Here is a 26,820-nt window from a genome sequence, read left to right as displayed (position 1 = left end):
GGACCGGCCCAGACCGGAATTCCGTTGCTCCGCGTGACCGGGCGGCGCACCCTCCACGAATGACCTCACCGGACCTGCCGCGCCAGTTCACCATTCGCGAAGGCGAGCTGCGCATCCTCAACCCGTTCGACGACGTCAAGCTGGCCACGCTGGGCCGGGCGATCCGGCTGCGGCCCGGCGACGAGCTGCTCGACCTGTGCAGCGGAAAGGGCGAATTGCTCTGCACCTGGGCCCGTGACCACGGGATCACCGGCACCGGGGTCGACATCAGCACCGCCTTCACCGCCGCCGCCCGGCAGCGCGCCGCCGAACTCGGCGTGGCCGGCCGGGTACGTTTCGTGCACGGCGACGCCGCGGCGTACACCCCGGAGCGGCCGGTCGACGTGGCCGCCTGCGTCGGCGCGACCTGGATCGGCGGCGGGGTGCCCGGGACGCTGGAACTGCTCGACCGGGCGCTGCGGCCGGGCGGCATGGCGATCGTCGGCGAGCCCTACTGGCGGCGTGACCCGCCCGACGACGAGGCAGTCACCGGCTCGCACGCCCGGTCCCGCGACGAGTTCAAGGATCTGCCCGGCCTGGTCGAGTCGTTCGGAGAGTGCGGCTGGGACCTGGTCGAGATGGTCCTCGCCGACCAGGACAGCTGGGACCGGTACGCCGCCTCGCACTGGCTGAACCTGCGCCGCTGGCTGGACGCCAATCCGGACGACGAACTGGCCCCGGAGCTGCGGCGGGAGCTGACCGAGGACCCGGTGCGGTACGTCCGTTTCCAGCGCGAGTATCTGGGGTGGGGCGTGTTCGCACTGCTGCGGCGCTGACCTGCTTAACGAACGGCTACGCAGGGTAAAGACAGATCATGGGACAGTTGCGCACCTCGCCGCCGCCGCCGCAGGCCTCAGAGCTGGAGCGGTGGGTGCTGGACAGTCCCGAGGATCTGCGCGGCCTGCGCGCCTCCCTACGCGACGCGCTGAACCGGCACGGCCTGGTGCAGGGTGCGGACCTCGACGAGGTGCCGCACCTGGTCGTGCTGGTCGCCACCGAGCTGGCCAGCAACGCGCTGCGGCACGGTCGCCCGCCCACCATCATCACGCTGCTCGCCACCGACGACCGGTTCCTGCTCGACGTGGCCGACCACGACGTCAGTTCGGTGCCGGAGCTGACCGACATCCACCCGATGGACTCGGGCGGGCGAGGGCTGTTCCTGGCCCAGTCGGTCTCGCTCGACGTCGGCTGGTACGGCACCGAGAAGACCAAGAACATCTGGGCCTCGTTCTCCCGGTGACGACCCGGCCGACCGGCCGCTCAGCGGTCCCCGGCCGGGATCGGGTCGTCGTACTGGCCGGACGGCCCGGCCAGCGGTTCGCCGCCCACCAGCGGCCACGGGTTCGGGGTGCAGCCGTGCAGGCCGAGCGTCTGCTGCACCATGACCGGCGCCGGGCCGCCGGCCCGGGGGCAGCGCTCGTGCCCGCGGCCCAGCCGGTGGCCGACCTCGTGGTTGAGCAGGTACTGCCGGTAGCGGGAGAGATCGGTCACGTGCGGCACCCCGTACACCCAGCGGGCCACGTTGATCACCACCTGGTCGCCGTTGCGGCAGGACGTGTAGCGGTCACTCGGGTCGCCGCAGAGCCGCCCCCGGGTGACAGGCGTGGTGAGCAGCACTGTGAAGTCGGCCGGGTCGTCGCGGCCCACCCGTTGCAGCCGCCACCGGCCGTCGCCGGTCCAGCCGCGCCGGTCGGCGAGGGTGGCGGCGACGTCCCGGGCGAACCGCTCCACGTCCACGTTGCGGATGCCGTCCTCCACCGCGACCCGGTAGCGCAGCAGCTCACCGGAGCGGCCGGCGACCGCGCCGACCGTGTCGGCGGTGCGGAAGGTGCCGTCGCCCCGGGCCGGATAGCCGATGCCGGGGGCCACCCGGCCGGCCGCCGGGACCGGCGTCGGCGCGGCGCGGGCGCCCGCTGGGGGCGCGCTCGGTGCCGCCGCCGGCACGGTCCGCCGCACCTCGATGCGGTCCAGCAGGTCCGGGTGCCGGGCGGCGTACCCGCCGGCGGCGAGCGCGGCCGCGACCAGGACCACCGCCAGGAACCGCCCTGATCGCGATCTCCGCCGCCGGTGCAGCCCCCGCTCGTGCCCGCCCACGCCGATCTCCGTCCGTCGCGCCGCCCCGCTTCGGGCAGGAGTACGGACGCCGGGCCCGGACGGTTGAACGGGCGGGCCGGGTACCGTCGGTGCCGGGGTGGGCGACCTGCCGCCTGTCGGAGTCCAGGGAGAGCCACCCGTGTCACCAGCCGAGCGACTGCTCGACGCCGCCGTCGCGACCGCGCGCGGCACCGACGTACGCGCTGCCGAGCGAGCCCTCGACGGGCTCGTCGTGGCCGACGGCGCGGCGGTGGACGCGGCGCTGCTCGCCCGGCTCACGCGCGACGTGGGCCGGCTCTGGCCGCGGGGCTGGCAGCCCGCCGACCTGGACCGGCTCGCCACCCGGCGGCTCACGCCGCGCGGCGCCCGGCTGCTGCGCGACGTCATGGCCGCGCAGCGGCGCACCCTGCCCGCGCCGGTACCGGCCTGGTTCGACGACCAGCTCACCGGCACGGGCGCCCGCTGGGACGACGACGCGGGCTGGCTGGACCGGCGCGCCGACGGGGACCGGATCACCGCGTTGCGGGACGCGGTCGACGCGGCCGTCCTGGTGGCGGGGCTTCCGCCGGTCGCGGCGCTCCGGCCGCCGCCCGGCTCGGCGGGCACCGCACTCGCCGCCGTGACACCGAGCGGTTCCCGGATGCTCGACCGGGTACGCGCACTGCTGGCGAAGGCCGAGTCGACCGGCTACCCGGCCGAGGCGGAGGCGTTCACCGCGAAGGCGCAGGAGCTGATGGCCCGGCACAGCATCGACGCGGCGCTGCTCGACGCCGGGGCCGAGCGGTCCGGCGGCCCGGGCGGCGTGCGGATCGGCGTCGACGCCCCGTACGCGGCCGCGAAGGCACTGCTGATCCAGGAGGTGGCGGCGGCGAACCGGTGCGAGTCGGTCTGGTCCGACGACCTGGGCTTCGCCACAGTGCTCGGTTTCCCGGCCGACCTGGCGGCGGTCGAACTGCTGCACACCTCGCTGCTCGTGCAGGCCACCGCCGCGATGCTGCGCGGCCGGGGCGAGCGCGGCAGGGCCGGCGGGCGGCGCACCAAGGGCTACGACGAGTCGTTCCTCAACGCGTTCGCGCTGCGCATCGGCGACCGGCTGCGGGAGGCGAGCGCGGCGGCGGCCGAGGAACTCGACGACGACCGGCTGCTGCCGGTGCTCGCGGCCCGCTCAGATGCCGTCCGGGAACGCGTCGACCAGCTCTTTCCGGGCACCACCCGGCACCGCCTCCAGGTGCGTGACGAGCAGGGCTGGGTCTCCGGCACCAGCGCCGCCGACCGGGCCTCGCTCGACCCGGGCCGCCCGGCACGCCGTCCGCTGCGCGGGGGCCGCTGACCTTTCCCGGGGGATGATGTCGGATCGGGCGGACCGGCTCCGACCCGTCTGCGAGGCGCCACCGCCGGTGGCCCGCACCCGAGGAGTGCACCGTGAAGTACATGCTGCTGATCTGGAACCGGCCCGGCTTCGTGGAGGAGCTGTCCGAGGCGGAACGCACAGCCGTCTTCGGTGAGGTCGACGAGATCATGAAGGAGCTGACCGAGTCCGGCGAGCTGGTCGGCGGCGAGGCGCTCGCTCACCCCTCGCAGACCCGTACGGCCCGTCCGGCCGCCGGTGGCGGCGTCGAGGTCACCGACGGGCCGTTCATGGAGAGCAAGGAGCAGTTCGCCGGCTACCTGACTGTCGACTGCGAGACCCCGGAGCGGGCCGCCGAGATCGCCGCGCGCTGGCCTGACGTACGGCACGGTTTCGGGGTGCTGGAGGTGCGCGCGGTGATGGAACAGGCCGGGACGGAGATGTGACAGCAACTGTGGTCGAGGACCTGCTGCGTACGCTCGCGCCGCAGGTCCTCGGCGTGCTCGTCCGCCGCCACGGCCAGTTCTACGCCTGCGAGGACGCCGTGCAGGAGGCGCTGCTCGCCGCCGCCGTGCAGTGGCCGGAACAGGGCTTGCCGGACCGTCCCCGCTCCTGGCTGGTCACAGTCGCCACCCGGCGGCTCACCGACGAGTGGCGCAGCGAGCACGCCCGCCGGGAACGCGAGGTGGCGGTGGCGGTCCGGCAGCCCGCGTACGCGACTGTCGCCCCGCCCGCCGACGAGGATCCGCCCAGCGGGGACGACACGCTGCGGCTGCTGCTCCTCTGCTGCCATCCGGTGTTGCCGGTCAGCGGGCAGGTGGCGCTCACGCTGCGTGCCGTGGGCGGGTTGAGCACCGCCGAGATCGCCCGCGCGTACCTGGTGCCGGAGGCGACGATGAGCCAGCGGATCCGCAGGGCGAAGCAGCGGATCGAGGCGTCCGGCGCGCGTTTCACGCTGCCGTCCCCGGCGGACCGGGACGAACGGCTCGCTGCCGTGCTGCGGGTGCTCTACCTGGTCTTCAACGAGGGTTACACCGCGTCCAGCGGCGAGGCGCTGCACCGGGCCGAGCTGACCGGAGAGGCGATCCGGCTGACCCGGGAGCTGCGCCGGCTGCTCCCGGACGACGGCGAGGTGGCCGGGTTGCTGGCGCTGATGCTGCTCACCGACGCGCACCGGGCCGCCCGTACCGGGCCGGACGGTGAGCTGGTGCCGCTGGCGGAGCAGGACCGCAGCCGATGGGACCCGGACGCCGTCGCCGAGGGGGTGGCGTTGGTGACCGAGGCGCTCACCTGGTCGGCGCCGGGGCCGTACCAGGTGCAGGCGGCCATCGCCGCGGTCCACGCGGAGGCGCCCGCCGCCGAGGACACCGACTGGCGGCAGATCGTCGCGCTCTACCGGGTGCTCGCGCAGGTCGCGCCGAACCCGATGGTCACGCTCAACCAGGCCGTCGCCGTGGCCATGGTGGACGGCCCGCGTGCCGGGCTGTCGCTGCTGGCCACGCTCGACGCCGACGACCGGACCGCGGGCCACCACCGGCTCGCCGCCGTCCGCGCGCATCTGCTCGACATGGCCGGTGACCGTACGGAGGCCCGGGCCGCGTACCTGGCCGCTGCACGGGCCACCACGAGCCTGCCGGAGCGGCGTTATCTGGAGGTACGCGCCGCGCGCCTGGCCGGCGACAGCGGAGACCGGCCGGGCTGACCGGCGCGGATCAGAACAACCGTCCCCGGTACGGATGCGGCCGACCCCACCGCTCCTCCCACTGGAGCAGTTCCGCCTGCCATCGCGGCAGGTCGGGCCGGTATTCGCGGATCAGTTCACGGTTCTCCGGGCGGCCGGCCAGGAACCGCCAGTAGGACTCGACCGCCTCGCGGGTCTCGTCCAGCGAGTAGCGGCCCCGCTCGTCCGCGACCCACTCGTTGACGAACTCGACGCCGGTGGGGGCGAAACTGACCTCGTACTTGTCGCTGTCCCACCCCTCGTCGAGCGGACGGCCGTTCGCCACGTCGTCGATCATCTGCAGGGCGTCCAGGCATGCCGAGTAGGAGACGGAGACGTCGGTGATCAGCCACGCGCCGAGAGCCCGATAGCGCTGATCGGTCACGTTGAACAGCGGGAGCCGGTACTCATCGACGGAGAAACTGATGAACGCCAACGGAAGTCCTCTGGATCATGGGATGACGACCGGCCATCCGTGGGTGAAGCCGCCCGAGCCATTGTAGAAACCCTCGATCACCAGGCCCTTGTGAGTGCCACGCCACATGCTGGTGCCGGGCACCGGCTTCGCATTCTGGAAGGCGCCGGTGATGGCGTTGTCGACCTGGGCCGGCGTCCAGTCGTCGGGGAAGAACGAGCTTTCCCCGCCGTTGCCCTTCTTCGGCTTCCAGGCCCCGTGCGGCGGGTTCAGCGTCGGATCGAAGAACTCCGGTTTGGCGGTGTAGGCCCCGGTCTTGGGATCCTTGACGACACTGCCGGGCTGAAGCCGGCGACCGGGGAAGTCCTCACCGCCGGGCCGGTAGTGGTAGCCCGACCCCTTGGGCATGCCCGGCTTCACGTGGCCGCCCATCACGTGCTCGGTGAAGTGCGGGTTCATCCGGTCGGGCCGGTTACGCGTCTTCGTCCGCTTGAGAAAGCGCAAGGCGGCGCGCATCAACCGGCCGCCTGCTCTACCCCCGCCCATGTCACCTCACCCGTCGACGAGTTTCCAGAGGGCTTCCTGGACGAGGTTGCCGACGATGGTCCGGGCCAGCGCATGGAAGATCGGTATCTCCAGCAGCGAGGCACCGAAGGTGACAGCCGCGGTGGCGATCGCCTGGGCGATCTGGATGGCCAGGACGACCAGTTGCACGATGACGGCGACCTTGAGGGCGAGCACGATCGCGCCGCAGATGATCAGGCCGGTCCCGGTCAGGACGGCGGCGGTGACACCGTCGCGCAGGCTGTCGGCCGGGCTGTCCTCCTTGTTCCACCAGCTCTGGAACGCGGTGATGTCCTGGCCGGTGTGCTGGGTCCAGACCGTCGCGGCGCCGGTGTTCGCCTCGGTGACCACGCCGGAGAGGGTGCCGGAGAACCCGATCCAGGCGTTGCCCATCTCGAAGAGTTTGGTCTCGTCCGCCTCGGGCCAGGTGTAGCCGAGGACGCCGAGCAGCGACCGCAGCTCGCCGGGTAGCTCCATGCCCATGCTCAGCCTCCCAGCTTCCGCCGCAGGCCGTCGAGGTTGCGGGTGATGGCCGCCTCGGTCTCGGCGTAGCGGACGGCCATCCTGCCGAGGTCGGCGCCGGCGGCGGCGATCTCGTCGAGCGCGCTGTCGAAGCACTCGAACGCGAACGCGGAGACCTCGTCGTGGGCGGCGCCGATCAGTGAGCCGATGTCGTCGGCCCCCCAGGGACGGCCGAAGCCGGCCAGCTCGGCCCGGAAGGCGGTCAACGCCGCACCGAACCGGGTGGCGACGCCGTCCAGCGCCGACCCGGAGGCACCCAGCCGCTCCGGATCGACCTCGACCGGCATCAGCGCCCGTCCTGGCGGGCGAGCCGGTCCTGGGCCTGCATCAGAGCGTCGGTGAACATGGTGAACTGGCGCCCCGCGTCGGCCTGGATGCGGCGCAGTTGCTCACCGAGCGAGCCCAGGTCGACCTCGCCGGGGGCGGTGGCGGCCTGCTCCCGCAGGTCGGCGAGCGCGGCGTTGACCGCAGCTTCGATCTCCTCGGCGAGGGCCTCGCTGGCCATCCGCATCACACGGGGGTCGAGCGTCAGCCCGGTGACCTGTCCGGGTGGGCCGGCGGTGACCCGGATCAGGCCGTCTGCGGCCTCACCGACGCCTTCCGGCGGTGCCACCTGCTCGCCCGCATCGGTCTGCCGCTGGAGCGCGGCCATGGTTTCGGACAGCACCCGGCCGAAGCCGGACGGGTCGGCGGGATCGGCCATCGAGGAGCTCCTCCGCATTCGAGGTCGCCTCGCATCCTATGCACCGGAGCCGATCCCGGTGGTCCCGCCGGATCGATGTGGACGGTGGCATCCGCCACTCGGGATCGTCACCGTCCGTACACAGCACTCCGGGCCGGCCCGCGGGCCGACCCGGTGGTGTGTGTGCGTCGCGTACTCAGCTCTTGAAGGCGTCCTTGATCTTCTCGCCGGCCTGCTTGAGCTTGGCGCCCGCCTGGTCGTTGCGGCCCTCGGCCTCGAGGCGCTCGTTGTCGGTCGCCCGGCCGACGCCCTCCTTGACCTTGCCCGCGGTGTCCTGGGAAGCGTTGTCGATCTTGTCGTCCAGACCCATGATGACCTCCACTGATGCGGTTGCCTGACGACAACTGGTTACCCCGTCGGCCGTCGGCTCAATCCCCTCACCCGATCGGGCGGAAGCTCCGCAGCCGCAGGCTGTTGCCCACCACGAACACCGACGAGAACGCCATGGCCGCCCCGGCGAGCATCGGGTTGAGCAGTCCGGCCGCCGCCAGCGGCAGCGCCGCGACGTTGTAGGCGAACGCCCAGAACAGGTTGCCCTTGATGATCGCCAGCGTCCGCCGGGAGAGCCGGATGGCGTCCGCGGCGGCCATCAGGTCGCCCCGGACCAGCGTCAGGTCGGCCGCCTCGATGGCCGCGTCCGTGCCGGTGCCCATGGCCAGCCCGAGATCGGCCCGGGCCAGCGCGGCGGCGTCGTTCACCCCGTCGCCGACCATGGCGACCACGCGGCCCTCCCGCTGGAGCCGCTCGACCACGTCGACCTTGTCGGCGGGCAGCACCTCCGCGATCACCTCGTCGATGCCGACCTCGGCCGCCACCGCCTTCGCCACAGTGGTGTTGTCGCCGGTGAGCAGCACCGGCTTCAGGCCCAGCTCACGCAGCCGCGCGACAGCAGCCCGGCTGGTCGGCTTCACCGCGTCGGCCACCGCGAGCACGCCCCGGGCCCGCCCGTCCCAGCCGGCCAGGATCGCCGTCCGCCCGGCGGCCTCCGCGCCGGTCGCGGCCCGCTCGACCTCCTCGGGTACGTCGAGACCCCGCTCCCGCAGCAGCCGGGCCCGGCCGACCACCACGGTCCGGCCGTCGACGGTGCCGGTCACGCCCAGCCCTTCGGCGTTGGCGAACTCGCCGACCGGAGGCAGCGGTCCGGCCTCGGCCGCGGCCTCGGCGACGGCCCGCGCGATCGGGTGCTCGGAGGCGGCCTCCAGCGCGCCGGCCACCCGGAGCAGTTCGTCGGCGTCCTCGCCGTCGGCGGGCAGCACCTCGGCCAGCGCCATCCGGCCGGTGGTGACGGTGCCGGTCTTGTCCAGCACCACTGTGTCGACCCGGCGGGTGGACTCCAGCACCTCCGGCCCCTTGATCAGCACGCCGAGCTGCGCGCCGCGCCCGGTGCCGACGAGCAGCGCGGTCGGGGTGGCCAGGCCGAGCGCGCACGGGCAGGCGATGATCAGGACGGCCACCGCGGCGGTGAACGCGGCGGTCGGCCCGGAGCCGGTGCCGAGCCACCAGCCGAGCGTGCCGGCGGCCAGCGCGATCACGATCGGCACGAAGACGCCGGAGATCCGGTCGGCGAGCCGCTGCACCGCCGCCTTGCCGGTCTGTGCCTGCTCCACGAGTCGCGCCATCTGGGCGAGCTGGGTGTCCCCGCCGACCCGGGTGGCACGGACCACCAGCCGGCCGCCCGCGTTCACCGTGGCACCGACCACGGCGTCGCCCTGGCCCACCTCGACCGGCACCGACTCGCCGGTGAGCATGCTGGCGTCGACTGCGGACGTACCCTCCTCGACCACACCGTCCGTGGCGATCTTCTCGCCGGGCCGGACCACGAACCGGTCCCCGACCGCGAGCCGGCCGACCGGGATCCGGGTCTCCTGCCCGTCGCGCAGCACCGCCACGTCCTTGGCGCCGAGTTCGAGCAGGGCGCGCAGCGCCGACCCGGCGGTGCGCTTGGAGCGCGCCTCGAAGTACCGCCCGGCCAGGATGAACACGGTCACCCCGGCGGCGGCCTCCAGGTAGATGTTGCCGGCACCGTCGCCGCGGGTGATGTCGAGGCTGAACGGGTGCTTCATCCCGGGCATGCCGGCGTCGCCGAGGAACAGCGCCCAGAGCGACCAGCCGAACGCGGCCAGCGTGCCGAGCGAGACGAGCGTGTCCATGGTCGCCGCGCCGTGCCGCAGGTTGATCAGCGCGGCGCGGTGGAACGGCAGCCCGCCCCAGACCACCACCGGGGCGGCCAGGGTGAGCGAGGCCCACTGCCAGTAGTCGAACTGCCAGGCCGGAACCATGGCGAGCACGATCACCGGCAGGGTGAGCACGGCGGAGACCCAGAGCCGGGTACGCGCGGTGCGCAGTTCGTCCACCGGCTCCCCGGCCGCTGCCGCCTCCGCCTGCTCGGGCGGCGGCGGCACCACAGCGGTGTAGCCGGTCTTCTCGACGGTGGCGATCAGGTCGGCCGGCGCGATGTCGTCGGCGTACCGGACGGTGGCCTTCTCGGTGGCGTAGTTCACAGTCGCCTCGACGCCGTCCATCCGGTTGAGCTTCTTCTCGATCCGGGCGGCGCAGGACGCGCAGGTCATCCCGCCGATCGCCAGTTCGATCAGGTTCGGCGCGGTGGGCAGCGCCTTTCCCGTGGCAGTCATCGCGGCACCTCCGGCGCTCAACTGTGCCCGTGACCCGGGGTGCCGTGTCCGGCGTCCGGGGTCGGTGCGGTGGTGGGTGCCGGCGCGGTGGGCACCGGCGCGGTCCGGTCGCCGGCCAGGACGGTGAACTCGGCGGTGTGCACCGCGTCGCCGTGCCGGAAGTCCAGGTAGAGACGGTACGCCCCGGCCGAGGGAACCTCGGCGGCGAACGTGATCGCCGGCCCGGCCGGTGTGCGCCCGTCGCCGGGCGTGCCCTCCGGGTGCACGTGCAGGTACGCCAGGTCGCCCTGCCGCAGCGCCACCAGGTGCCCGTACGCGCCGAGGTAGGGCGCAAGGTCGGTGACCGGCCGCCCGTCACGGCTGACGGAGAGCGTGAGCCGGCTGGTGCGGCCCGGCTCCGGCGTGCCGGTCAGGGTGACCGTGTAGCCGTCGACGGTGGTGCTGGTCGCCGGTGCCGGCAGCGGCCGGGCGGTCAGCTCGCCGGGGACCGTGACGTCCAGGCCGAGGGTCAGCGGCTCGCCGCCTTCGGGGGTGAAGTCGGCGAACGCCCGCCAGACGCCGGGGCCGCCGAGCGGTGAGGCGACCCGCCAGGTGCCGTCGCCGGCCATCTCCGGATGGACGTGCCGGAACCCGGAGAGGTCCCGGCGGGCGACGATCAGGTGCATGCGCTTGTCGTGGGCCACCTCGAAGCGGGTGACCGGCGCGCCGTCCGGGCCGGTGATCCGGAAGGCGAACTGCCCGGCCGGGGCGCCGGCGGGCTGGAACGTGTAGCCGCGCTCGGAGACGAGCAGCCCGCCGGGCAGGTGCGCGGAGGCGCCGCCCGCCTGGCTCTCGTCACCGTGGCCGGTGTCGCCGGCCCCGTGGTCGCTGTCGGTGTCGTCGTGTCGGGTCTCGGCGGCCGGGGCGACGGGATCGGCCAGGTTGCCGATCCCGTACGCCGCGCCGAACACCGCCACGAGGCCGAGCGCGAAGCCGCTGAGCTTCGTCGCCGTGTTCATGGTGTCTCCTCGGTTGTCGCGGGTCCGCCGGACCCGTCACGCACCGACGAGGTCGTAACCGGCCTCGTCGACCGCCGCGCGGACCGCGTCCACGTCCAGCGGGTTCTGACTGGTGACGGTGACCCGGCCGCCGGCCAGGTCGACCTGGACGTCGGTGACGCCCGGAAGTGCGCTCAGCTCGGTGCTCACCGAGTTGACGCAGTGCCCGCAGGTCATGCCGTTCACCTGGTAGGTGGTCTCCATCTCGCCCTCCGATCTGATACCCCCCAGGGGTACGTCCCGAACGTTAGCATACCCCCGAGGGGTACGCTATCCTCGGTTTCATGACCGCGCCGTCCAGCCCGACCCGGGGCTACACCGCCAGCAAGGACCAACTCCTCGCCCGGCTCCGCCGGATCGAGGGCCAGGTCCGTGGCATCGAGAAGATGGTCGAGGACGACCGTTACTGCATCGACGTGCTGACCCAGATCTCGGCCATCCAGGCGGCGCTGGACAAGGTCGGCCTGGGCCTGCTCGACGGCCACGCCCGGCACTGCATGCACGAGGGCGCCGCCGAGGGCCGGGCCGACGAGATGGCGACCGAGATGATGGCCGCCGTCGGGCGCCTGATGAAGCGCGGCTGAGCGGGGACCTCCGGCCCTCGGGACCAGGGCACATCGACCCGTGCCGACGCGCCCGGGCGGACGTACCGTCGAAGTGGCGGGCAGGCCGGACCGGCGGACCCGCGGCGACGGACGGAGGGCGGCCCGATGATGTGGCAGAGCCCGATGATGGGCTGGATGTGGATCTGGTCTCTGCTGGTGCTCGGGGTGCTGGCGGGGCTCGTCTGGGCGGCCGTGCGGTGGACCGGCCCGCAGTACCTGGGCCCGACGACGGCCCGGCGCATCCTGGACGAGCGGTACGCCCGCGGCGAGATCGACGAGGACGAGTACCGGCGGCGCCGGGCGGGCCTGGCCTGACCCGAGCGGGGCGCGCGTCACCGGTCGCGCCGCCCGGGAGCGGCCGACCGGGCTGCCTACCATGGCCGGGCGACGACCCGGACGTGGTCGACACGTCCGCGCCGGCCGGGTGACCAGACCGGTCCGGCGGACCAGGCGTCGCCGCGACCGTTGGGAGAGACGCCATGGGTGCCGACCACACCCGCCCCGCACCCGCTGCGCCGCCGGGCGTACGACGGCTGCTCGTCGCCGTGGTGGTGCCGCTGTTCGCGCTCACAGTGATCGCGGCGCTGGTGCTCTGGCCCGGGCAGGACCGGGAGCCGGTCGGCGGCGCTGACGTCCCCCGCTACCACGGCACCGTGACCCGGGTGGTCACCGAGCCCTGCCCGCCGACCCCGGAGGCCCCGGAGGGCGGGGGTGGCCCCTGCGGCACGGTGACGGTCACCGCCGAGCAGGGCCCGGACGCGGGCCGGCAGGTCGAGACGCCGATCCCGGCCGGGCCGGGCGCACCCCGGGTCGCGGTCGGTGACGAGGTCGTCCTGGTCGAGCTGACCGACCCGGCCGACCCGGCGGTGAAGTCCTACAACATCGCCGAGCACCAGCGCGGCACACCGCTGATCTGGCTGATGGTGCTGTTCGCCGCCGCGATCGTGGCGTTCGGCCGGTGGCGCGGGCTCGCCGCGCTCGGCGGCCTGGTGGCCAGCTTCGCCATCCTGCTCGGCTTCGTGCTGCCGGGCATCGGCGCCGGCCAGCCGCCGCTGCTCGTGGCGATCGTGGGCGCCGCGTTGATCATGTTCGTGGTGCTCTACCTGACCCACGGGATCACCGCGCAGACGTCGGTCGCGGTGCTCGGCACGCTCGGCAGCCTGGTGGTCACCGGCGTGCTCGGCCTGCTCGCCACGTCCGCCACCCACCTGACCGGCTTCGGCAGCGAGGACGCCACCACGCTGTCCATGTTCCAGGGCGACGTGGACCTGCACGGGCTGCTGCTGGCCGGCATCATCATCGGCTCGCTGGGCGTGCTGGACGACGTCACAGTCACCCAGGCGGCCACCGTCACCGAACTGGCGCACGCCAACCCCGGGCTGTCCCGGCGGCAGCTCTACCGGGCGGCGACCCGGGTCGGCCGGGCCCACATCGCGTCCACCGTCAACACCATCGTGCTGGCGTACGCGGGCGCCTCGCTGCCGCTGCTGCTCCTCCTGGTCGCCGACTCCCGCCCGGTGAGTGAGATCCTCACCAGCGAGTTCCTCGCCCAGGAGATCGTCCGCAGCGCGGTGGCGACGCTCGGCCTGATCGCCGCCGTACCGCTGACGACCGGACTGGCCGCGATCGTGACCACCGCCGGGCGGCGCTCGCGCGGCGCGGAGCCGGCGCCACCCGCGGCCCGGCCGCCGGCCGGACGCGACGACGCGCTGGAGGCCCTGGGCGGCGGGAAGAGTACGGAGGCCGCATGGTGACACTCCGCAGCGTGACCATCGATTTCAAACGCGACGCTGGTCACGGTGCGCCACGGCGAAATCTCGCTATTGGTCGGCTTCCGGACGTAGATCCTCAGGAGTGCTGTCAGGTAACCTCGCTGCCGGTCACCGCCGAAGGCGCGCACCGGCGCCAGCGGTGCCGCCGCCCAATCGCCTGCGGGCGAACCGGGGAACCAGGTACATGGGGTGAATCCGCGACAGCGGTAGGGGCCACTTCCGTCCCGAACCCGTCAGCTAACCCGGTCGGCGGCCGACGGAAGGGAACACTGTGACGGCACCCCTGCGCCGCTGGCTGACACCCGTGGTGGCCGTGCTGGCCTCGCTGGCCGTGCTGGCCGGGCCGACCCCGGCGACCGCGGCCCCCACCGCGGCGGCCCCCGGCAACCCCTCGGGACACGAGGAGGACGGCGAACCGCCGCTCATCACCGAGGCGATCGACGCCGCCAACCGGGCCTTCCTCCAGGCCAAGGCGAAGCTCGCCAAGTCCCAGGACCGCCAGCGGCGGCTGGCGGCCGAGGTGAAGACGGCACAGGCCGAGCTCGAAGCGCTCAGCCCGCAGGTCAACCAGCTCGCCGCCCAGTCCTACCGGACCGGCCGGATGGGCGCGATGGCCATGCTGCTGGAGAGCAACTCACCCGACTCGTTCGTCCGCCGGGTCAACGCCCTGGACGAGCTGAACCTCCTCAACGCGCAGCGCCTAGCAGCCATCAACGCGGTCAAGACCCGCGCCGAGCAGGCCAAGATCGCGCTCGACGCCGAGGTGCGCGAGCAGGAGAAGCAGAAGAACGCGATGGAGCGCGAGAAGGTGCAGGCCGAGCGCGCGCTGAAGCTCGTCGGCGGTCTCGGCTTCACCGGCGGCCTGGTCTCCGCCACCTCACCGGTCGCCAAGATCGGCCCCGGCCGCACCGCCGACGGCGGGTGGAAGGCGGAGTCGTGCAGCGAGGACGACCCGACCACCTCGGGCTGCGTCACGCCGCGCACGCTGCACGCGTACAAGGAGGTCCGGCGCGCGGGCTTCAAGCGCTTCGTGGGCTGCTACCGGCCCGGCGGGCCGTGGGAGCACCCCAAGGGCAAGGCGTGCGACTGGTCGCTCCAGAACAGCGGCTTCGCGCCCTGGCACAACAACGACACCCGCCGGTACGGCAACGAGGTGGCCGCCTTCCTCATCCGCAACGCCGACCGGCTGGGCATCTACTACGTCATCTGGAACCGGCAGATCTGGTTCCCGGCCACCGGCTGGAGTTCGTACAGCGGACCCTCGAACCACACCGACCACGTCCACATGTCGATGCTCTGACCCGGACACCACGAAAAGGGGCCGCCCTCGGGCGGCCCCTTTTCTCGTCCGTACGGGTCAGCTCGCCAGCGCCGGGTCGGCGGGCGCGGCCGGGGCGGGCAGCGGGGCCGGGGCCTGCGCCACGGTCCGCACCTCGCCACCGGCGAGCCGGTACGACATGCCCACCACCGTGCACCGCCCGGCGGCCACCCGCTCGGCCAGCACGGCGGACCGGGCCAGCAGCGTCTCCACGGTCTGCGCGATGTGGACGTCGACGATGCCGTCGAGGTCCTCGACCCCCTGGCGGGCGGCGCGCAGCAGGCTCGGCGAGACCGCGTCCACCACAGCGCCCAGGTGCCCGGCCGGGGCGGCGCCGGTCCGGACCCCCTCCCGGGCGGCCTGGACCGCGCCGCACGAGTCGTGCCCGAGCACCACCACGAGCGGGGTGCCGAGCACGGTGACGGCGTACTCGACGCTGCCGAGCACCTCCGGCCCGGCGGTGTGCCCGGCGGTACGTACCACGAAGAGGTCACCGAGACCGCGGTCGAAGATGATCTCGGCGGCGAGCCGCGAGTCGGAGCAGCCGACGATCACCGCGAACGGGTGCTGGCCGTCGGCCACAGCCGCCCGGTGCCCGGCGTCCTGATTCGGATGCTGCGGGACGCCCGTGACGAACCGGTGATTACCGGCACGCAGTTCGGTCAGTGCCTGCTCCGGGGTGCTCGGCGTCATGTCCCTCACCTCGTCTACCTGGGGAACCACCAGGCCGAACGGCCTCGCGACCCACGGTCACACGCACCTGGGGGCACGTCAAGATTCGTGATACGCATTTCATACTTTCCCGTCGGCGCCCCGCCCCGGACCGCGCCGATTCGGCAGGTGGCGGACGTGGCCATAGCATGACCACCATGGCGACCACACCAGTTGAGGACGGGAGCCGCCGTAACTGGACCTTCCTCACCAACCACGGCCACGTGCTGCTGGCGATCGCGCGCAACCCCACCGCCCGGCTGCGGGACGTGGCCGACGAGGTGGGCGTGACCGAGCGGGCGGCCCAGGCCATCGTCGCCGACCTGGAGGCCGGGGGCTACCTGCGTCGTACGCGGGTGGGACGGCGCAACGAGTACACGATCAACCCGAAGGGCCGCTTCCGGCACCCGGCCGAGGCCGACCAGCAGGTCGGCGCGCTACTGGCCCTGTTCGCCGCCGAGTCGGCCGGGGACGCTGCCGCCGACAGGTGACCCGGGCCGGCACCACGTGTGCCCGCGCGGGCGGGCGAGGCGGGTAATCTCACCGCGTGCGCGACAGCTTGCGGCCGGGCGCGACCACGGGACGCGTCCGGGCCGGACACCGGATCAGGTCCGTCCTCTCCGGAGCGGCGGTGACCGCCCTGCTCGGCGGCGCGCTGGCGGTGCCCGCGCCCGCGCAGGCCGCCCCGAAGTGCGGCCCGGCCGGCGGCCCCGCGCCCACCGAGGTGCCGTGGGCGCTGAGCCGCCTCGACCCGGCCGCCGCGTGGCGGATCGGCAAGGGCGCGGGGGTCACCGTCGCGGTGATCGACTCCGGGGTCTCGCCCGCCCATCCCCTGCTGCGCGGGCGGGTGCTGCCGGGTGAGGACTTCAACCAGCTCGTCCGCCTCAAGGGGCAGTGCGACCTGGTCGGCCACGGCACCATGGTCGCGGGCATCATCGCCGGCCGGGAGGGCACCGGCTCGCCCTACACCGGCATTGCCCCGGAGGCGAAGATCCTGCCGCTGCGGGTGCTGGCCGAGAACAAGGAGAACTTCGACCCGGACGTGCCGGCCGAGATCGGCAAGGCGATCCGCTGGGCTGTCGACCACGACGCCGACGTGATCAACCTGTCCCTGGTCACGCTCGACGACCCGGCGCTGAAGTCCGCGGTGCAGTACGCGCTCGGCAAGGACGTGGTAGTCGTCGCCTCCGCCGGCAACCGGCAGGAGAACCGGGAGGACCGGCCGGCCTATCCGGCGGCGTACGACGGTGTCGTCGCCGTCGCCGGGATCGACGAGCAGGGCGGGCACGTCGGCAGCTCGGTCAGCGGGGACTATGTGGACATCGCCGGCCCCGGCCTGAACATCGTCGGGCCCGCTCCGCAGGGATCGGGCTACCGGGCCGAGCCGCAGGGCGGGACGAGCTTCGCCACCGCGTACGTCTCCGGGGTGGCCGCGCTGGTGCGGGCCGCACACCCGGACATCAGCGCCGACGAGGTCGCCTACCGGCTGACCCGTACCGCCGACAACCCGCCCGACGGGCACAACGCCGAGGTCGGCTTCGGGATGGTCAACCCGTACCGGGCGGTCACCAGCCTGCTGGGCACCCGGGAGGACCCGCCGCTGGGCGCGATGCCGCCACCGGCGCCGCCGGCCGACCCGCTGGCCTGGCAGCGCACCGTCGCGATCTGGGTCGCTGTCGTCGGCGCGCTGCTGGCCGGCGTCCTGCTGACGTTGCGCCCCATCCTGGTACGCGGACGGCGGCGCGGGTGGCGTCCCGGCCGCCGCGACGTCCCGCAGGACGCCTGACAACACACGACGGCTCCGCCCGGCACGAGCCGGAGCGGAGCCGCTGTGGACCGGTCGGGGGTCAGTTGCCCCAGACCTTGGAGTTGCTCATCTCCGTGGTCATGTAGTTCTCGCGCGCGATGCCCACGGCACCGCCGATCTCGTTCAGGACCTTGTTGATGTCCCGCACGGCGGCATCCCACTGGGCCTGGTGCTGCTGGTAGGCGGCCCGGTCCTGGCCCTCCCACTCGAGCTTGGTCAGCATCGCCCGCAGCGTGTCGAGCTTCTCGTCGATGGTCCGCGAGATGGCCTGCATCTGCTGGTTGCTGCTCTCCAGAACAGCGTAATCAACCTTGATGCTCATCGATTCCTCCTCTGCCTGTCTTCGCGGATCACGGGTTGAGAGCAGCGTGGAACTTGTCCAGCATCTGCTGCTGCTCTTCGTCGTTGACCTGGTGCGTGGTGCCGGACTTGTCGAGCAGGTCCGCGATGTTGTCCATCGCGGTCAGCAGCTTCGTAGTGTCCTCGTTCCAGCGAGTCATCAGGCTCTGGAAGCCCGTGGACGCCTGGCCCTTCCAGGCCATCGCCAGGTCGTCGACCACGTTCCACAGCTTCTTGAGCTCGCCGTCGACGTCGCTGCGCGTGGACCGCACGTCACTCGCGGCGGTGTGCAGAGTCGCTGCACTGACCTCGAACGCCATGCTTCACACCCTTCCGTCATCTTGTGGCGGCGGTTCCGCCGCGCCCTCCCCCGCGGCAAGGCGTACACACCCCACCGACGGACACTTCATCCGAACCGTAGCGGACGATGTCCAACCCGCGCAGCCCTGCTGTCCCATGGTCGTATTCCGACATCCCACTGTCGACAGACGCGATCCGCGGCCCTCAGTACGAGGTGGACGGTCGAGGCCGAGGTCACGACCGCTCGCGCGAGGATTTGACGATCGTCGACACGCCGAAGACCAGCACCGCGACCAGCAGCACCACCACGGCCCACAGCATCGGCTTCTCGAAAGCGCGCTGGAACGACAGCACCAGCAGTGCCGCGCAGGTGCTCAGCGACACCACCTCGGCGGCCCGCCGCAGCCGCGCCGAGCGGGTCAGCGCGGCGAACAGCATCAGGACCACGAAGACCGGGATGGTCAGCAGGACGTACAGCAACAACGAGAAGAGCAGGGTTTCCATGCGTCGCTCCCGTCACCCGTAGAACTTGGCGTCCCGCACCCAGTCGATCTTGATGTCCTTGATGTCCGGGTCCGAGCCGGTCGGCGCCCAGCCGGGGCGGGAGTCCGCGGTGAAGGTGAACCGGTTGTCGGTGTGGAAGGCGGCCAGCAGCGCGTGCAGCAGCGCGCTGATCTCACCGAAGACCAGGACCAGGACGGCGGCGGTGGCGGTCAGACCGACGATGCCGATGGCCTGCGCCAGCGCGGTGGTGGCGGGGAAGAACTGGAGCGCGATCGAGGCGATCACCGCGACCAGGATCGGCATGAGCGCCTGGGCCAGGCCGGAGATCGCGTCGTTGTACGCGTCCCGGGCCGCGGTGAGCGTGTCCCGGTTGGCGGCGAACGCCTCGGCCAGCGAGTTGATCTCCGCCCCGAGCTTGCGGAGGAACAGGTCGAACGCGTCCCGGTCGTCGAAGTCCCACTCCGCCGCGTCCGGCGGAACCGCCGCCATGGCCGCGCCGAACTGGTCCGCGCCGAGCAGGCGGGCCGCCTCGTCCCACTTCTTGATCGACTCGTTGACCTGCTGGTTGTCGAACGACTCCAGGTAGAGGATCGCGCCGATCAACGCCGCCGAGGCGACGATCCAGACCAGGTTGCCCTTGGCGACGGCCGCCGCCGACCGGACCGGAGCCGTGGTCTCGGCGACCGTCACGGTGCCGGTCACCGTCCCCGAGGCGTTGGCGATGAGGATCTCCGGCGGCATCAGGCGTCCTTCCCGTGGCGGGCCCGGCCGGTCACTTGACCACCCAGGGCTGATCCGACCTCTCCCAGTTCTTCGCGCTCTGTTCGAGCTGCGCGGCGGCCTTGCGCAGATGCTCCACGCCGGTGCGGACGTTGTCCAGGTGCCCGTCCACAGCCGCGTTGTGCCGCTCGACCGCGCCGGTGCCGAACCAGCTCAGCGCGCCGCTGGGCAGCTTCACCTCGCCCAGCAACGTCTCGACGTTGCGGAGGTATTGGATCGGGCCGTCCGGGGCGTCGAGCATCCGGCCCGCCTTCCGGATCGCGTCGACGTCGACAGTGTTCGGCATCGTCGGCCTTCCTCTCGCTCAGCGCCGCAGGTTGCGGGTCGGGTCGGACACGTCCACCCCGAACTGACGGAACCAGTCCTCCGGGGTCAGCGTGCCGTCCTGCGCACGGCGGACCATCTCGGAGTCGCCGAGCATCTCGCTCAGCATCTCGCGCTGCCGCTCCTCGAAGGCCGCGTAGGCCGCGTCGATCGCCGCCTGCATCGCCTCGGACAGCGAGAAGCTGTCCAGCCGCATCGCCCGCGCGTTCAGCTCGATGTCGCCGACCTTCATGCCGCCGTCGACAGTCACCCGCACCAGCCCGTCCGGGCTCTCCCCGGTCACCCGCAGCTCGGCGCGCTGCCGCTGGAGATCGGCCAGCCGGCGCTGCTGTTCCTGCGCCTGCCGCAGCAGGCCCTCCATGGCCGCACCGAAACCCGACGGGCTGCTCACGTGCGCGCCCCTCTCCACTCGCGACGATCGATCGGGCCGACGCTACCGGACCGGGCCGCCCGGCGTCCGTCCCGTCAGGCCGGCTCCGTCCACGCGGTCTGGATCAGCTGCTGGCCGTCGCGGCGACGGACGAGCGTGCCCCGGCCCGGCGGCTGCGGCGTCGGCCGCAGGTTGCCGAAGACCGCACCCTCCTCCCGGCTGCCGGACATCAGCAGGCCGGGCGAGTCCAGCTCGCGCAGCCGTTGCAGCACCGGCTCGTACAGCGCACGGGCCACACCGCCGACCCGGCGCGTGATGATCAGGTGCAGGCCGATGTCCCGCGCCTGCGGCAGCAGCTCGTGCAGCGCGCTCAGCGGGTTGCTGCCACCGGAGGCGACCAGGTCGTAGTCGTCCACCAGGATGTACAGGTCCGGACCCTTCCACCAGCTCCGGTCACGCAGCTGGGCGGTGGTCACGTCCGGGCCGGGCAGCCGGTTCTGCAACGCGCTGCGGATCGAGCCGAGGCCCTGGCTGAACACCTGGTTCGACGGCGCGTAGTCGAGCAGGTGGTCACCCTCGACCGCGCCCAGCAGACCACGCCGGTAGTCGGCGATGACCAGCCGCGCCCGGGCCGGGGTGTACCGCTCGGCGATCCCCCGGGCGATCAGCCGCAGCAGGTTCGTCTTGCCGCACTCGGCGTCGCCGAACACGGTCAGGTGCGGCTCGCCCGCCAGGTCCAGGTAGACCGGGGCGAGCGCCGACTCGTTGACGCCGATCGGGATGCCCGGGGCGGACCGGTCGACCACCTTCGCCAGCTCGGTGACCGCCAGCTTGCGCGGCAGCAGCCGGACCTTCGGCGCCGGCTGTCCCGGCCAGTTCGCCGCGACGTGACCGGCGAGCGCCACCGACGCCTCGGTCAGGTCCTCGATGTCGCGCTTGCCGTCGATCCGGGAGATCGCGGTCAGGAAATGCAGCTTGTCCCGGGTCAGACCGCGACCGGGCGCGCCCACCGGCACGTTCTGCGCGGCCCGCCTGTCGATCTCCGACTCCGACGGGTCACCGAGCCGCAGCTCCAGCTTGGTGCCGAGCAGGTCCCGCATGTTGATCCGGATCTCCGCCCAGCGCACCGCCGTGATCACCACGTGGACGCCGAAGCCGAGGCCCCGGTTCGCCAGGTTGGTGATCGTCTGCTCCAGCTCCTCGTACTCCTGGCGCAGCGTGTTCCAGCCGTCCACGACGAGGAAGACGTCACCGAACGGGTCGTCGGCGAACTCACCGGCCGCCCGGCGGCGCCGGTAGCTCGCCACCGAGTCGATGCCGTGCTGGGTGAACCGGTTCTCCCGCTCGTCGATCACGGCTACCACCTCGGCCACCGTCCGCCGGACCGCCTCGACGTCCCGCCGGCCCGCGACACCCGAGGTGTGCGGCAGCCCGTCCAGGCTGCGCAACGCGCCACCGCCGAAGTCGAGGCAGAAGAACTGCACCTCGCGCGGCGTGTGGGTGAGCGCCAGCGACGCCAGCATCGAGCGCAGCATGGTGCTCTTGCCGCTCAGCGACGCCCCGACGATCACCACGTTGCCGCCGGCCCCGGCCAGGTCGACCATCATCGGGTCGCGGCGCTGCTCGTACGGGCGGTCCACGATGCCGACCGGCACGGCGAGCCGGCCGCGGCCCGGCCAGTCGGCGGTGGTCAGGCCGTACGTCGGGTGCACGCTCAGCTTGGGCAGCAGCTCGGCCAGCCCGGACGGCTCGGCCAGGGGCGGCAGCCACACCTGGTGCGCCGGCTTGCCGCGGCCCTTGAGCTGGTCGATCAGCACGTCCAGCATCGCCACGGCCTTGCCGTCGCCGCTCTGCTCCGGCTCCGGGGCGGCCTCCGCCGGGCTCGGCGCCGCCGGCACCGGCACGTAGTCGATGCCGTACGGGACGATCCGGCGTTGCACCTGCGCCCGGGTGGAGCGCTGCACCTGCCCCGGCGCCCGGTACGGGCCGGACACGTACGCGGCGCGGAACCGCAGCATGGTCGCGGTGTCGGTCTTCAGGTAGCCGTGACCGGGCGCGCTGGGCAGCTCGTACGCGTCCGGCACGCCGAGCACGATCCGGCTCTCCACAGCCGAGAACGTGCGCAGACCGATCCGGTACGACAGGTGCGTGTCCAGGCCGCGCAGCTTGCCCTCCTCCAGCCGCTGCGAGGCGAGCAGCAGGTGCACGCCGAGCGACCGGCCGAGGCGGCCGATCATCACGAACAGGTCGATGAAGTCCGGCTTGGCGGCGAGCAGCTCGGAGAACTCGTCACAGATGATCAGCAGGCTGGGCATCGGCTCCAGCGGCTCACCGGCGGCCCGCGCCTTCTCGTAGTCGTACCGCGAGACGTAGTTGCCCGCCGCCCGCAGCACCTCCTGCCGGCGGTTCATCTCACCGGCCAGCGCGTCCCGCATGCGGTCCACCAGCGGCAGCTCGTCGGAGAGGTTGGTGATCACCGCGCTGGTGTGCGGCAACGCGTCCAGCGACGCGAAGGTGGCGCCGCCCTTGAAGTCGACGAGGACGAAGTTCAGTTCCTCCGACGAGTGCGTCACCGCGAGCGCCGCGACCACCGTCCGCAGCAGCTCGCTCTTGCCGGAACCGGTCGCGCCGATGACCAGGCCGTGCGGGCCCATGCCCTCGTGCGCGGACTCCTTGAAGTCCAGCTCCACCACGTTGCCGTCCGGTCCCAGGCCGAGCGGGATGCGCAGCCGGTCGCGGTGGCTGCGCGGACGCCAGGTCTGCCGGGTGTCCACCGTGGCCGCGTCGCCGACGCCGAGCAGGTCGGGCAGCTCCATGCTGCGGGCCAGCGGCTCCTCGGTGCTCGCGCCCTGCTGCTGGGAGAGCCGGAACGGGGCGATCTGCCGGGCCAGCCCTTCGGCCGCGCTCAGGGAGAGCCGGTCCGGGCGGCCGAGCCGCGACGTGGCGGTGCCGCGGACCAGGTCGAGGCCGGTGCCGTCCCCGGCGTCCAGGCAGAGCAGCCAGCGCCCGGCGTCACGCGGGACCGCGCCGGACAGGTCGAACACGGTCGTGCCGAGCAGGCCCGGCCCGGTCAGCGCGCAGGTCGCCGAGACCTCGCCGCCGTCGAGCACCACCACCACGTGCGGCGCGGTGGTCAGCGGCTTCGCCTCGGGCGAGAACCGGGGCCGCCCGCCCAGGTCCTGGGCCAGCGCGGTCTCCGCCTCGTCCAGCGCGGCGAACACCATCCGGCGCGCGCCGGCCGCGTCCGTACGCCCCGGGTGCTGGGCGTGCGGCAGCCACTTCACCCAGTCCCAGGCCGCCTGCCGGTCCGGCGCGGCGACCACAACCACCAGGAGGTCCTCCGGGGCGTGGAACGTGACGAGCTGGCCCAGCGCGGCCCGGGTCAGGTCGAGCACCGGCTCCCGGTCGCCGCGCAGCGCGATCCGGCTGAACGCGCGCAGCGACAGCGCGGTCGGCAGGTCCGGCACGCTGGAGTGGGCCCGGACGAACCGGCGCAGCGCGATCGCGCTCATCGGTTCCAGGTCCTCCACCGGCTTGGTCTCCGGCGGCACGATCTCCACCGCCAGCCGCTGCGGGCCGAGCGCGATCCGTACCTCGCCGAAGTCGTCCTCGGTGATCCGCCGCTCCCAGAGCCGGCGCGAGGCGGCGATCGACCAGAGCGCGTCCGGCTCCGGGTGCCGCCAGGTCATCGCGGCGCGCTGCTGCTCGGCCGCCCGCCGGGTGCGCTTGCGCATCTGCGCGAGGTAGCGCATGTAGTCGCGCCGCTGGGCGTTCAGCTCGGCCTTGTCGTTGCCGCCGTTGCCGAGCGTGCCGATCGCCATGCCCAACATGGACACACCGAACAGGCCACCGGCGACGTACGTCATCATGCCGCCGCCCCGGCCGGCGTAGAGGAACGCCATCGCGCCGACGCCGCAGAGCATCGGCAGGATCATCAGCACCTGACCCATGCCCTTGGCCTGCGGCTCCGGCAGCTCGGGCGGGGACTCCAGCAGCACCTCGCCGCGCGGCAGCGCGGGCCCCGGTTGACGCGGAAGTCGGCGGAACACCACCGTACTCACGGCTCTCCCCTCCCCAGAAGCGGCCCTGATCGTGGTCTGCCACCGCCGGTGAGCGTCGGGTGGGCAACCTGTGCGACCGCCATCGTAGGTAATCTCCCGGTGGCGTCGTGGACCCGTGGGGGCGGCGCCGACGGCCCAGCGGATCGTATGCGAGCACGAGGAGGCCACTGTGGCGACGAAGACGGCGACCGGTGGGCTGAGCCGGATCACCATCGTGGCGCCGCGTACCAGGATGGATCTGGCGCTGCCGTCCGACGTGCCGCTCGCCGACCTGCTGCCCACGCTGCTGCGGTACGCGGGCGAGGACCTGGCCGACGAGGGCGTGCGGCACGGCGGCTGGGCCCTGTCCCGGCTCGGCGGTCAGCCGTTCGACGGCGGCCGGACCGCCGCGCAGCTCGGCGTCCGCGACGGCGAGGTGCTCTACTTCAACCCGCGTGCCGCGACCGCCCCCGAGATCGTCTTCGACGACGTGGTGGACGCGGTCGCCACCTCCACCACCCAGCGGGCGGGCGCCTGGCAGGTCGGCACCACACGGGTGTTCGCGGTCCTGCTGGCCGCCTCGGCGCTCGCCGCGGGCGCGGTGGCGACGCTGCTCACCGGCCCACCGCAGCTACCCGGCGCGGCGGCCGCGTTCGTGGTCGCGGTGGCGCTGCTGGTCGGCGCCGCGGTGCTGTCCCGCGCCGCCGGCGACAGCCGCACCGGCGCGGTGCTGGCCCTGGTCGGGATCGGGTACGCGGGCGTCGGCGGCCTGCTGGTGCTCGCCGGTGAGCGGACGCTCGGCGAGCTGGCCGGTCCGCACGTCCTGCTCGCCGGCACCGCTGTGGTGGTCTTCGGCGCGATCGCCGCGCTCGCCGTCGGCGACCGCCTGCCGCTCTTCCTCGGCGCGGTGGGTGTGGGCGCGGCGGTCGGCCTCGGCGCGGTGCTCAGCCTGGCCTTCGACATCGGCGCGGCGGCGTCTGCGGCGGTGGTGTCGACAGTCGCGTTCGGCGCGCTGCCCGCCCTGCCGATGCTCGCCTACCGCCTGGCCCGGCTGCCGGTGCCGTCCATCCCCACCGGCCCGGACGACCTCAAGACCGACACCGAGTCGGTGGACGGGCCGTCGGTGCTGCGCAACAGCGAGCGCGCCGACGCGTTCCTCACCGGTCTGCTCTGGACCGTCTCGCTGCTGGTGCTCGGCGGCGAGGTGGTGCTGGCCGAGAACGGCCGGCTCCCGGCGGTCCTGCTCTGCCTGGTGCTGGCGCTGCTGTCGCTGCTGCGGGCACGCCCGTTCCTCAGCCGCGCCCAGCGCACGCCGGTGCTGCTGTCCGGCACCGTCGGCCTGGGGCTGGTCGCCGCCGCCACGTTCGCCGCCGGCTCGCTGGCGGTACGCCTCGGGCTGATCCTGGGCGGCCTGGCCGTGCTGGCCGTGATCAGCCTGGTCTACGGCCTGACCGTGGCCGGCAAGCGGATCTCCCCGGTCTGGGGCCGGACCCTGGACATCGTCGAGATCCTGCTCATCATCGCGCTGGTGCCGCTGGCCGTCTGGGTCTGCGGCGCGTACGGCTGGATCGTCAACCTTCGACCGTGACGGTCCCCATCGCGGTGCCGACCGGCGCGGTGGCGTAGACGCCGGGGCCGTGCTGGCCGTCCAGCGGGCGGGCCGGCACGCCCGCGCGCCGCGCCATCTCGCGGACCGCCTTCACCAGCGCCTCGGCGTGCCCGTCCATGGCTGCCACCCGCAGCAGCGGCGGCACCCGCCGGCCGCCCGGGAGCACCACGGCGGCGACCGTGTGCGAGGGCGCGGAGGTGGCGGTGACCGCGTCGACCAGCGCGCCGAGTGAGCCGTTGGGGCGTACCCGCAGGGCCAGGCAGCGCTGCGTCCAGCCGCCCCCGCGCAGGCTGGTCCACGTCTCCACCGGGGACTCCGGTGCCAGGTCGAGCCCGGCCCCGGACACCACCGCCGCGTGCAGCTCGTTCCGGTCGAGCACCCGGTGACCGAGGCCGGCGGCGTTGAGCGCCTTGCCGAGCCGGCCCACCCCGGCCGCCACCGTGCGGTGCACGCCGCGCAGGCCGCCGCCCCGGCTCACCGCCTCGGCCCGCGCGTCGGACACCGACAGGCGCAGCGCCACCCACACGGTCCGGTACGCGGACGGCGGCGCGCCGGGCGCCGGGTACCAGACCAGGGTGTGCGAGACGACCTGGGTCTGGGTGACCGGGCCGGAGAAGTCGGCGAGCACCGCGAGCGCGCGGTCCACCACCGCCGCCTCGATCGAGCCGGCGGGCGCGCCGGGCCGGCCGGTCAGCGCCAGCGCGGCGAACCAGCCCCGGTCGTCCTGCCCGATGCCGAGCCGGGTGCCGCGCTCGGTCAGCTCCACCACTGTCAGCTCCGGGGCGAGCGCCGCCAGCCTCGGGTCACCACCGGGCGCCGCGCCCCGGGCGCGGTCGCGGCGCCGGCGCAGCCGGCGGCGGAGCATCAGGTCCTCGTACCACCAGCGGCCGCCCCGGCGCGCGAACGCCGCGGCCACCGCCAGCAGCGCCAGGACGGCGACCACCGCGAGCAGCCACGCCGGGCCGGCGGTGGCGAACCAGACCGCGAGCGCCGCGCACTCCACCACCACGAGCTGCCCGACCACGACCGGGCCGAGGCGTCCCCGGCGGCGCTTGTCGGCCGGGGTGACCGGCCGGTCCGGCGGTACGGCGGGAGTGGTGGCGGTACGACCGGGTGGCGCCTGGAGCTGCGTCATCGGTGTGCGTCCCTTCTGGACATCCTGGGCATCCGCCGGGCGGGTGCGGTCGTTCGGTCGGCGGACGGGGTCCGGCGCACCCCCGACGGCCC

31 protein-coding genes and 1 riboswitch are annotated in these 26,820 nt (G+C 73.4%); of the genes, 12 read left to right on the top strand and 19 right to left on the bottom strand.

Going from position 1 to position 26,820, the window contains the following annotated elements:
- Positions 1-59: 59 nt before the first annotated feature.
- Entirely contained in the window at positions 60-815 is a 756-nt protein-coding gene (locus ML5_RS03955; protein ID WP_013473792.1) for a cyclopropane-fatty-acyl-phospholipid synthase family protein, read from the top strand.
- A gap of 38 nt (positions 816-853) precedes the next feature.
- Positions 854-1,279 carry an ATP-binding protein gene (locus ML5_RS03950; protein WP_013283794.1) on the top strand — a complete coding sequence of 142 codons (426 nt, stop codon included), beginning with the start codon at positions 854-856 and terminating at the stop codon, positions 1,277-1,279.
- A gap of 20 nt (positions 1,280-1,299) precedes the next feature.
- Here ML5_RS03950 and ML5_RS03945 read toward each other — a convergent pair whose 3' ends face one another.
- Complete coding sequence (locus tag ML5_RS03945) at positions 1,300-2,133, bottom strand: DUF3152 domain-containing protein (RefSeq protein WP_013473791.1); 834 nt, start codon at positions 2,131-2,133, stop codon at positions 1,300-1,302.
- A gap of 139 nt (positions 2,134-2,272) precedes the next feature.
- Between ML5_RS03945 and ML5_RS03940 the strand changes: the two genes are divergently transcribed.
- From ML5_RS03940 to ML5_RS03930, 3 genes are all read left to right on the top strand, one after another.
- The gene (locus tag ML5_RS03940; protein WP_013473790.1) at positions 2,273-3,463 is read left to right on the top strand and encodes a DUF2786 domain-containing protein; all 1,191 of its coding nucleotides are present in this window, start codon (positions 2,273-2,275) and stop codon (positions 3,461-3,463) included.
- 101 nt (positions 3,464-3,564) lie between these two features.
- The gene (locus ML5_RS03935) at positions 3,565-3,927 is read left to right on the top strand and encodes a YciI family protein (protein ID WP_221489463.1); all 363 of its coding nucleotides are present in this window, start codon (positions 3,565-3,567) and stop codon (positions 3,925-3,927) included.
- Positions 3,924-5,183 (top strand): RNA polymerase sigma factor, encoded by a 1,260-nt coding sequence (locus ML5_RS03930; RefSeq protein ID WP_013473789.1) that lies wholly within the window; start codon positions 3,924-3,926, stop codon positions 5,181-5,183. The genes ML5_RS03935 and ML5_RS03930 overlap by 4 nt, the downstream gene beginning before the upstream one ends.
- A gap of 10 nt (positions 5,184-5,193) precedes the next feature.
- Here the strand turns inward: ML5_RS03930 and ML5_RS03925 are convergent, their stop codons facing one another.
- The 9 genes from ML5_RS03925 to ML5_RS03885 all read right to left on the bottom strand — a co-directional run bounded on the left by ML5_RS03925 (position 5,194) and on the right by ML5_RS03885 (position 11,318).
- Positions 5,194-5,637 carry a hypothetical protein gene (locus ML5_RS03925; protein ID WP_013283789.1) on the bottom strand — a complete coding sequence of 148 codons (444 nt, stop codon included), beginning with the start codon at positions 5,635-5,637 and terminating at the stop codon, positions 5,194-5,196.
- Between the two features lie 15 nt (positions 5,638-5,652).
- Entirely contained in the window at positions 5,653-6,132 is a 480-nt protein-coding gene (locus tag ML5_RS03920) for an EndoU domain-containing protein (protein WP_013283788.1), read from the bottom strand.
- Between the two features lie 36 nt (positions 6,133-6,168).
- Positions 6,169-6,663 carry a hypothetical protein gene (locus tag ML5_RS03915; protein WP_013283787.1) on the bottom strand — a complete coding sequence of 165 codons (495 nt, stop codon included), beginning with the start codon at positions 6,661-6,663 and terminating at the stop codon, positions 6,169-6,171.
- A gap of 2 nt (positions 6,664-6,665) precedes the next feature.
- A complete protein-coding gene (locus tag ML5_RS03910) occupies positions 6,666-6,989 on the bottom strand; it encodes a hypothetical protein (RefSeq protein ID WP_013473788.1) in 324 nt (107 codons plus the stop codon).
- Positions 6,989-7,405, bottom strand: coding sequence for a YbaB/EbfC family nucleoid-associated protein (locus ML5_RS03905; RefSeq protein ID WP_013473787.1), 417 nt, complete (start codon positions 7,403-7,405; stop codon positions 6,989-6,991). The genes ML5_RS03910 and ML5_RS03905 overlap by 1 nt, the downstream gene beginning before the upstream one ends.
- Positions 7,406-7,580: 175 nt before the next feature.
- Positions 7,581-7,754: a CsbD family protein gene (locus ML5_RS03900; protein WP_013283784.1), complete on the bottom strand. Its 174-nt coding sequence runs from the start codon at positions 7,752-7,754 to the stop codon at positions 7,581-7,583.
- A gap of 67 nt (positions 7,755-7,821) precedes the next feature.
- Positions 7,822-10,077, bottom strand: a complete 2,256-nt coding sequence (locus tag ML5_RS03895; protein WP_013283783.1) for a cation-translocating P-type ATPase — start codon at positions 10,075-10,077, stop codon at positions 7,822-7,824.
- Positions 10,078-10,094: 17 nt separating this feature from the next.
- Positions 10,095-11,075: a hypothetical protein gene (locus ML5_RS03890; protein WP_013473786.1), complete on the bottom strand. Its 981-nt coding sequence runs from the start codon at positions 11,073-11,075 to the stop codon at positions 10,095-10,097.
- 36 nt (positions 11,076-11,111) lie between these two features.
- Complete coding sequence (locus ML5_RS03885; protein WP_013473785.1) at positions 11,112-11,318, bottom strand: heavy-metal-associated domain-containing protein; 207 nt, start codon at positions 11,316-11,318, stop codon at positions 11,112-11,114.
- 80 nt (positions 11,319-11,398) lie between these two features.
- Between ML5_RS03885 and ML5_RS03880 the strand changes: the two genes are divergently transcribed.
- The 4 genes from ML5_RS03880 to ML5_RS03865 all read left to right on the top strand — a co-directional run bounded on the left by ML5_RS03880 (position 11,399) and on the right by ML5_RS03865 (position 14,791).
- Positions 11,399-11,698 (top strand): metal-sensitive transcriptional regulator, encoded by a 300-nt coding sequence (locus ML5_RS03880; protein ID WP_013283780.1) that lies wholly within the window; start codon positions 11,399-11,401, stop codon positions 11,696-11,698.
- A 126-nt stretch (positions 11,699-11,824) separates the two neighbouring features.
- Positions 11,825-12,034: an SHOCT domain-containing protein gene (locus ML5_RS03875; RefSeq protein WP_013283779.1), complete on the top strand. Its 210-nt coding sequence runs from the start codon at positions 11,825-11,827 to the stop codon at positions 12,032-12,034.
- Positions 12,035-12,198: 164 nt separating this feature from the next.
- Positions 12,199-13,473 carry a YibE/F family protein gene (locus tag ML5_RS03870; RefSeq protein WP_013283778.1) on the top strand — a complete coding sequence of 425 codons (1,275 nt, stop codon included), beginning with the start codon at positions 12,199-12,201 and terminating at the stop codon, positions 13,471-13,473.
- A 154-nt stretch (positions 13,474-13,627) separates the two neighbouring features.
- Positions 13,628-13,759, top strand: a riboswitch (cyclic di-AMP (ydaO/yuaA leader).
- 3 nt (positions 13,760-13,762) lie between these two features.
- Positions 13,763-14,791 carry a hypothetical protein gene (locus tag ML5_RS03865; RefSeq protein WP_013283777.1) on the top strand — a complete coding sequence of 343 codons (1,029 nt, stop codon included), beginning with the start codon at positions 13,763-13,765 and terminating at the stop codon, positions 14,789-14,791.
- Between the two features lie 57 nt (positions 14,792-14,848).
- On the opposite strand, the gene ML5_RS03860 is transcribed toward ML5_RS03865, so the two are convergent.
- Complete coding sequence (locus ML5_RS03860; RefSeq protein ID WP_013473784.1) at positions 14,849-15,502, bottom strand: carbonic anhydrase; 654 nt, start codon at positions 15,500-15,502, stop codon at positions 14,849-14,851.
- 167 nt (positions 15,503-15,669) lie between these two features.
- Between ML5_RS03860 and ML5_RS03855 the strand changes: the two genes are divergently transcribed.
- The gene (locus ML5_RS03855; RefSeq protein ID WP_013473783.1) at positions 15,670-16,011 is read left to right on the top strand and encodes a helix-turn-helix domain-containing protein; all 342 of its coding nucleotides are present in this window, start codon (positions 15,670-15,672) and stop codon (positions 16,009-16,011) included.
- A gap of 56 nt (positions 16,012-16,067) precedes the next feature.
- Positions 16,068-17,306, top strand: a complete 1,239-nt coding sequence (gene mycP / locus ML5_RS03850) for a type VII secretion-associated serine protease mycosin (protein WP_225319582.1) — start codon at positions 16,068-16,070, stop codon at positions 17,304-17,306.
- 61 nt (positions 17,307-17,367) lie between these two features.
- Here mycP and ML5_RS03845 read toward each other — a convergent pair whose 3' ends face one another.
- From ML5_RS03845 to ML5_RS03815, 7 genes are all read right to left on the bottom strand, one after another.
- Entirely contained in the window at positions 17,368-17,649 is a 282-nt protein-coding gene (locus ML5_RS03845; RefSeq protein WP_013283773.1) for a WXG100 family type VII secretion target, read from the bottom strand.
- A gap of 28 nt (positions 17,650-17,677) precedes the next feature.
- A complete protein-coding gene (locus ML5_RS03840) occupies positions 17,678-17,986 on the bottom strand; it encodes a WXG100 family type VII secretion target (protein WP_013283772.1) in 309 nt (102 codons plus the stop codon).
- Positions 17,987-18,200: 214 nt separating this feature from the next.
- Positions 18,201-18,470, bottom strand: coding sequence for a hypothetical protein (locus ML5_RS03835; protein WP_013283771.1), 270 nt, complete (start codon positions 18,468-18,470; stop codon positions 18,201-18,203).
- 12 nt (positions 18,471-18,482) lie between these two features.
- Positions 18,483-19,211: a hypothetical protein gene (locus ML5_RS03830; protein ID WP_013283770.1), complete on the bottom strand. Its 729-nt coding sequence runs from the start codon at positions 19,209-19,211 to the stop codon at positions 18,483-18,485.
- A 31-nt stretch (positions 19,212-19,242) separates the two neighbouring features.
- Positions 19,243-19,536 carry a hypothetical protein gene (locus ML5_RS03825; RefSeq protein WP_013283769.1) on the bottom strand — a complete coding sequence of 98 codons (294 nt, stop codon included), beginning with the start codon at positions 19,534-19,536 and terminating at the stop codon, positions 19,243-19,245.
- An 18-nt stretch (positions 19,537-19,554) separates the two neighbouring features.
- Positions 19,555-19,965, bottom strand: a complete 411-nt coding sequence (locus tag ML5_RS03820) for a YbaB/EbfC family nucleoid-associated protein (RefSeq protein ID WP_013283768.1) — start codon at positions 19,963-19,965, stop codon at positions 19,555-19,557.
- Between the two features lie 74 nt (positions 19,966-20,039).
- Positions 20,040-24,005 carry a type VII secretion protein EccC gene (locus ML5_RS03815; RefSeq protein ID WP_013473781.1) on the bottom strand — a complete coding sequence of 1,322 codons (3,966 nt, stop codon included), beginning with the start codon at positions 24,003-24,005 and terminating at the stop codon, positions 20,040-20,042.
- A 169-nt stretch (positions 24,006-24,174) separates the two neighbouring features.
- On the opposite strand from ML5_RS03815, the gene eccD reads away from it, so the two are divergent.
- A complete protein-coding gene (gene eccD, locus ML5_RS03810) occupies positions 24,175-25,572 on the top strand; it encodes a type VII secretion integral membrane protein EccD (RefSeq protein ID WP_013473780.1) in 1,398 nt (465 codons plus the stop codon).
- On the opposite strand, the gene ML5_RS03805 is transcribed toward eccD, so the two are convergent.
- Positions 25,556-26,728: a type VII secretion protein EccE gene (locus tag ML5_RS03805; RefSeq protein WP_013473779.1), complete on the bottom strand. Its 1,173-nt coding sequence runs from the start codon at positions 26,726-26,728 to the stop codon at positions 25,556-25,558. The two genes, eccD and ML5_RS03805, sit on opposite strands and share 17 nt — an antisense overlap.
- Between the last annotated feature and the right edge of the window lie 92 nt (positions 26,729-26,820).

It is taken from the genome of Micromonospora sp. L5 (assembly GCF_000177655.2).
Taxonomy (GTDB): Bacteria; Actinomycetota; Actinomycetes; order Mycobacteriales; family Micromonosporaceae; genus Micromonospora; species Micromonospora aurantiaca.
This window is presented reverse-complemented; position numbering and strand designations above follow the sequence as displayed.

Coding starts and splice junctions, on each gene's coding strand:
- ML5_RS03910 (WP_013473788.1), bottom strand. CDS start 6,989: ATGCCGGTCGAGGTCGATCCGGAGCGGCTGGGTGCCTCCGGGTCGGCG.
- ML5_RS03890 (WP_013473786.1), bottom strand. CDS start 11,075: ATGAACACGGCGACGAAGCTCAGCGGCTTCGCGCTCGGCCTCGTGGCG.
- ML5_RS03845 (WP_013283773.1), bottom strand. CDS start 17,649: ATGAGCATCAAGGTTGATTACGCTGTTCTGGAGAGCAGCAACCAGCAG.
- ML5_RS03895 (WP_013283783.1), bottom strand. CDS start 10,077: ATGACTGCCACGGGAAAGGCGCTGCCCACCGCGCCGAACCTGATCGAA.
- ML5_RS03950 (WP_013283794.1), top strand. CDS start 854: ATGGGACAGTTGCGCACCTCGCCGCCGCCGCCGCAGGCCTCAGAGCTG.
- ML5_RS03870 (WP_013283778.1), top strand. CDS start 12,199: ATGGGTGCCGACCACACCCGCCCCGCACCCGCTGCGCCGCCGGGCGTA.
- ML5_RS03880 (WP_013283780.1), top strand. CDS start 11,399: ATGACCGCGCCGTCCAGCCCGACCCGGGGCTACACCGCCAGCAAGGAC.
- ML5_RS03920 (WP_013283788.1), bottom strand. CDS start 6,132: ATGCGCGCCGCCTTGCGCTTTCTCAAGCGGACGAAGACGCGTAACCGG.
- ML5_RS03835 (WP_013283771.1), bottom strand. CDS start 18,470: ATGGAAACCCTGCTCTTCTCGTTGTTGCTGTACGTCCTGCTGACCATC.
- ML5_RS03825 (WP_013283769.1), bottom strand. CDS start 19,536: ATGCCGAACACTGTCGACGTCGACGCGATCCGGAAGGCGGGCCGGATG.
- ML5_RS03805 (WP_013473779.1), bottom strand. CDS start 26,728: ATGACGCAGCTCCAGGCGCCACCCGGTCGTACCGCCACCACTCCCGCC.
- ML5_RS03915 (WP_013283787.1), bottom strand. CDS start 6,663: ATGGGCATGGAGCTACCCGGCGAGCTGCGGTCGCTGCTCGGCGTCCTC.
- ML5_RS03900 (WP_013283784.1), bottom strand. CDS start 7,754: ATGGGTCTGGACGACAAGATCGACAACGCTTCCCAGGACACCGCGGGC.
- ML5_RS03840 (WP_013283772.1), bottom strand. CDS start 17,986: ATGGCGTTCGAGGTCAGTGCAGCGACTCTGCACACCGCCGCGAGTGAC.
- ML5_RS03855 (WP_013473783.1), top strand. CDS start 15,670: ATGACCACCATGGCGACCACACCAGTTGAGGACGGGAGCCGCCGTAAC.
- ML5_RS03875 (WP_013283779.1), top strand. CDS start 11,825: ATGATGTGGCAGAGCCCGATGATGGGCTGGATGTGGATCTGGTCTCTG.
- ML5_RS03885 (WP_013473785.1), bottom strand. CDS start 11,318: ATGGAGACCACCTACCAGGTGAACGGCATGACCTGCGGGCACTGCGTC.
- ML5_RS03935 (WP_221489463.1), top strand. CDS start 3,565: ATGCTGCTGATCTGGAACCGGCCCGGCTTCGTGGAGGAGCTGTCCGAG.
- ML5_RS03830 (WP_013283770.1), bottom strand. CDS start 19,211: ATGCCGCCGGAGATCCTCATCGCCAACGCCTCGGGGACGGTGACCGGC.
- ML5_RS03955 (WP_013473792.1), top strand. CDS start 60: ATGACCTCACCGGACCTGCCGCGCCAGTTCACCATTCGCGAAGGCGAG.
- ML5_RS03905 (WP_013473787.1), bottom strand. CDS start 7,405: ATGGCCGATCCCGCCGACCCGTCCGGCTTCGGCCGGGTGCTGTCCGAA.
- ML5_RS03860 (WP_013473784.1), bottom strand. CDS start 15,502: ATGACGCCGAGCACCCCGGAGCAGGCACTGACCGAACTGCGTGCCGGT.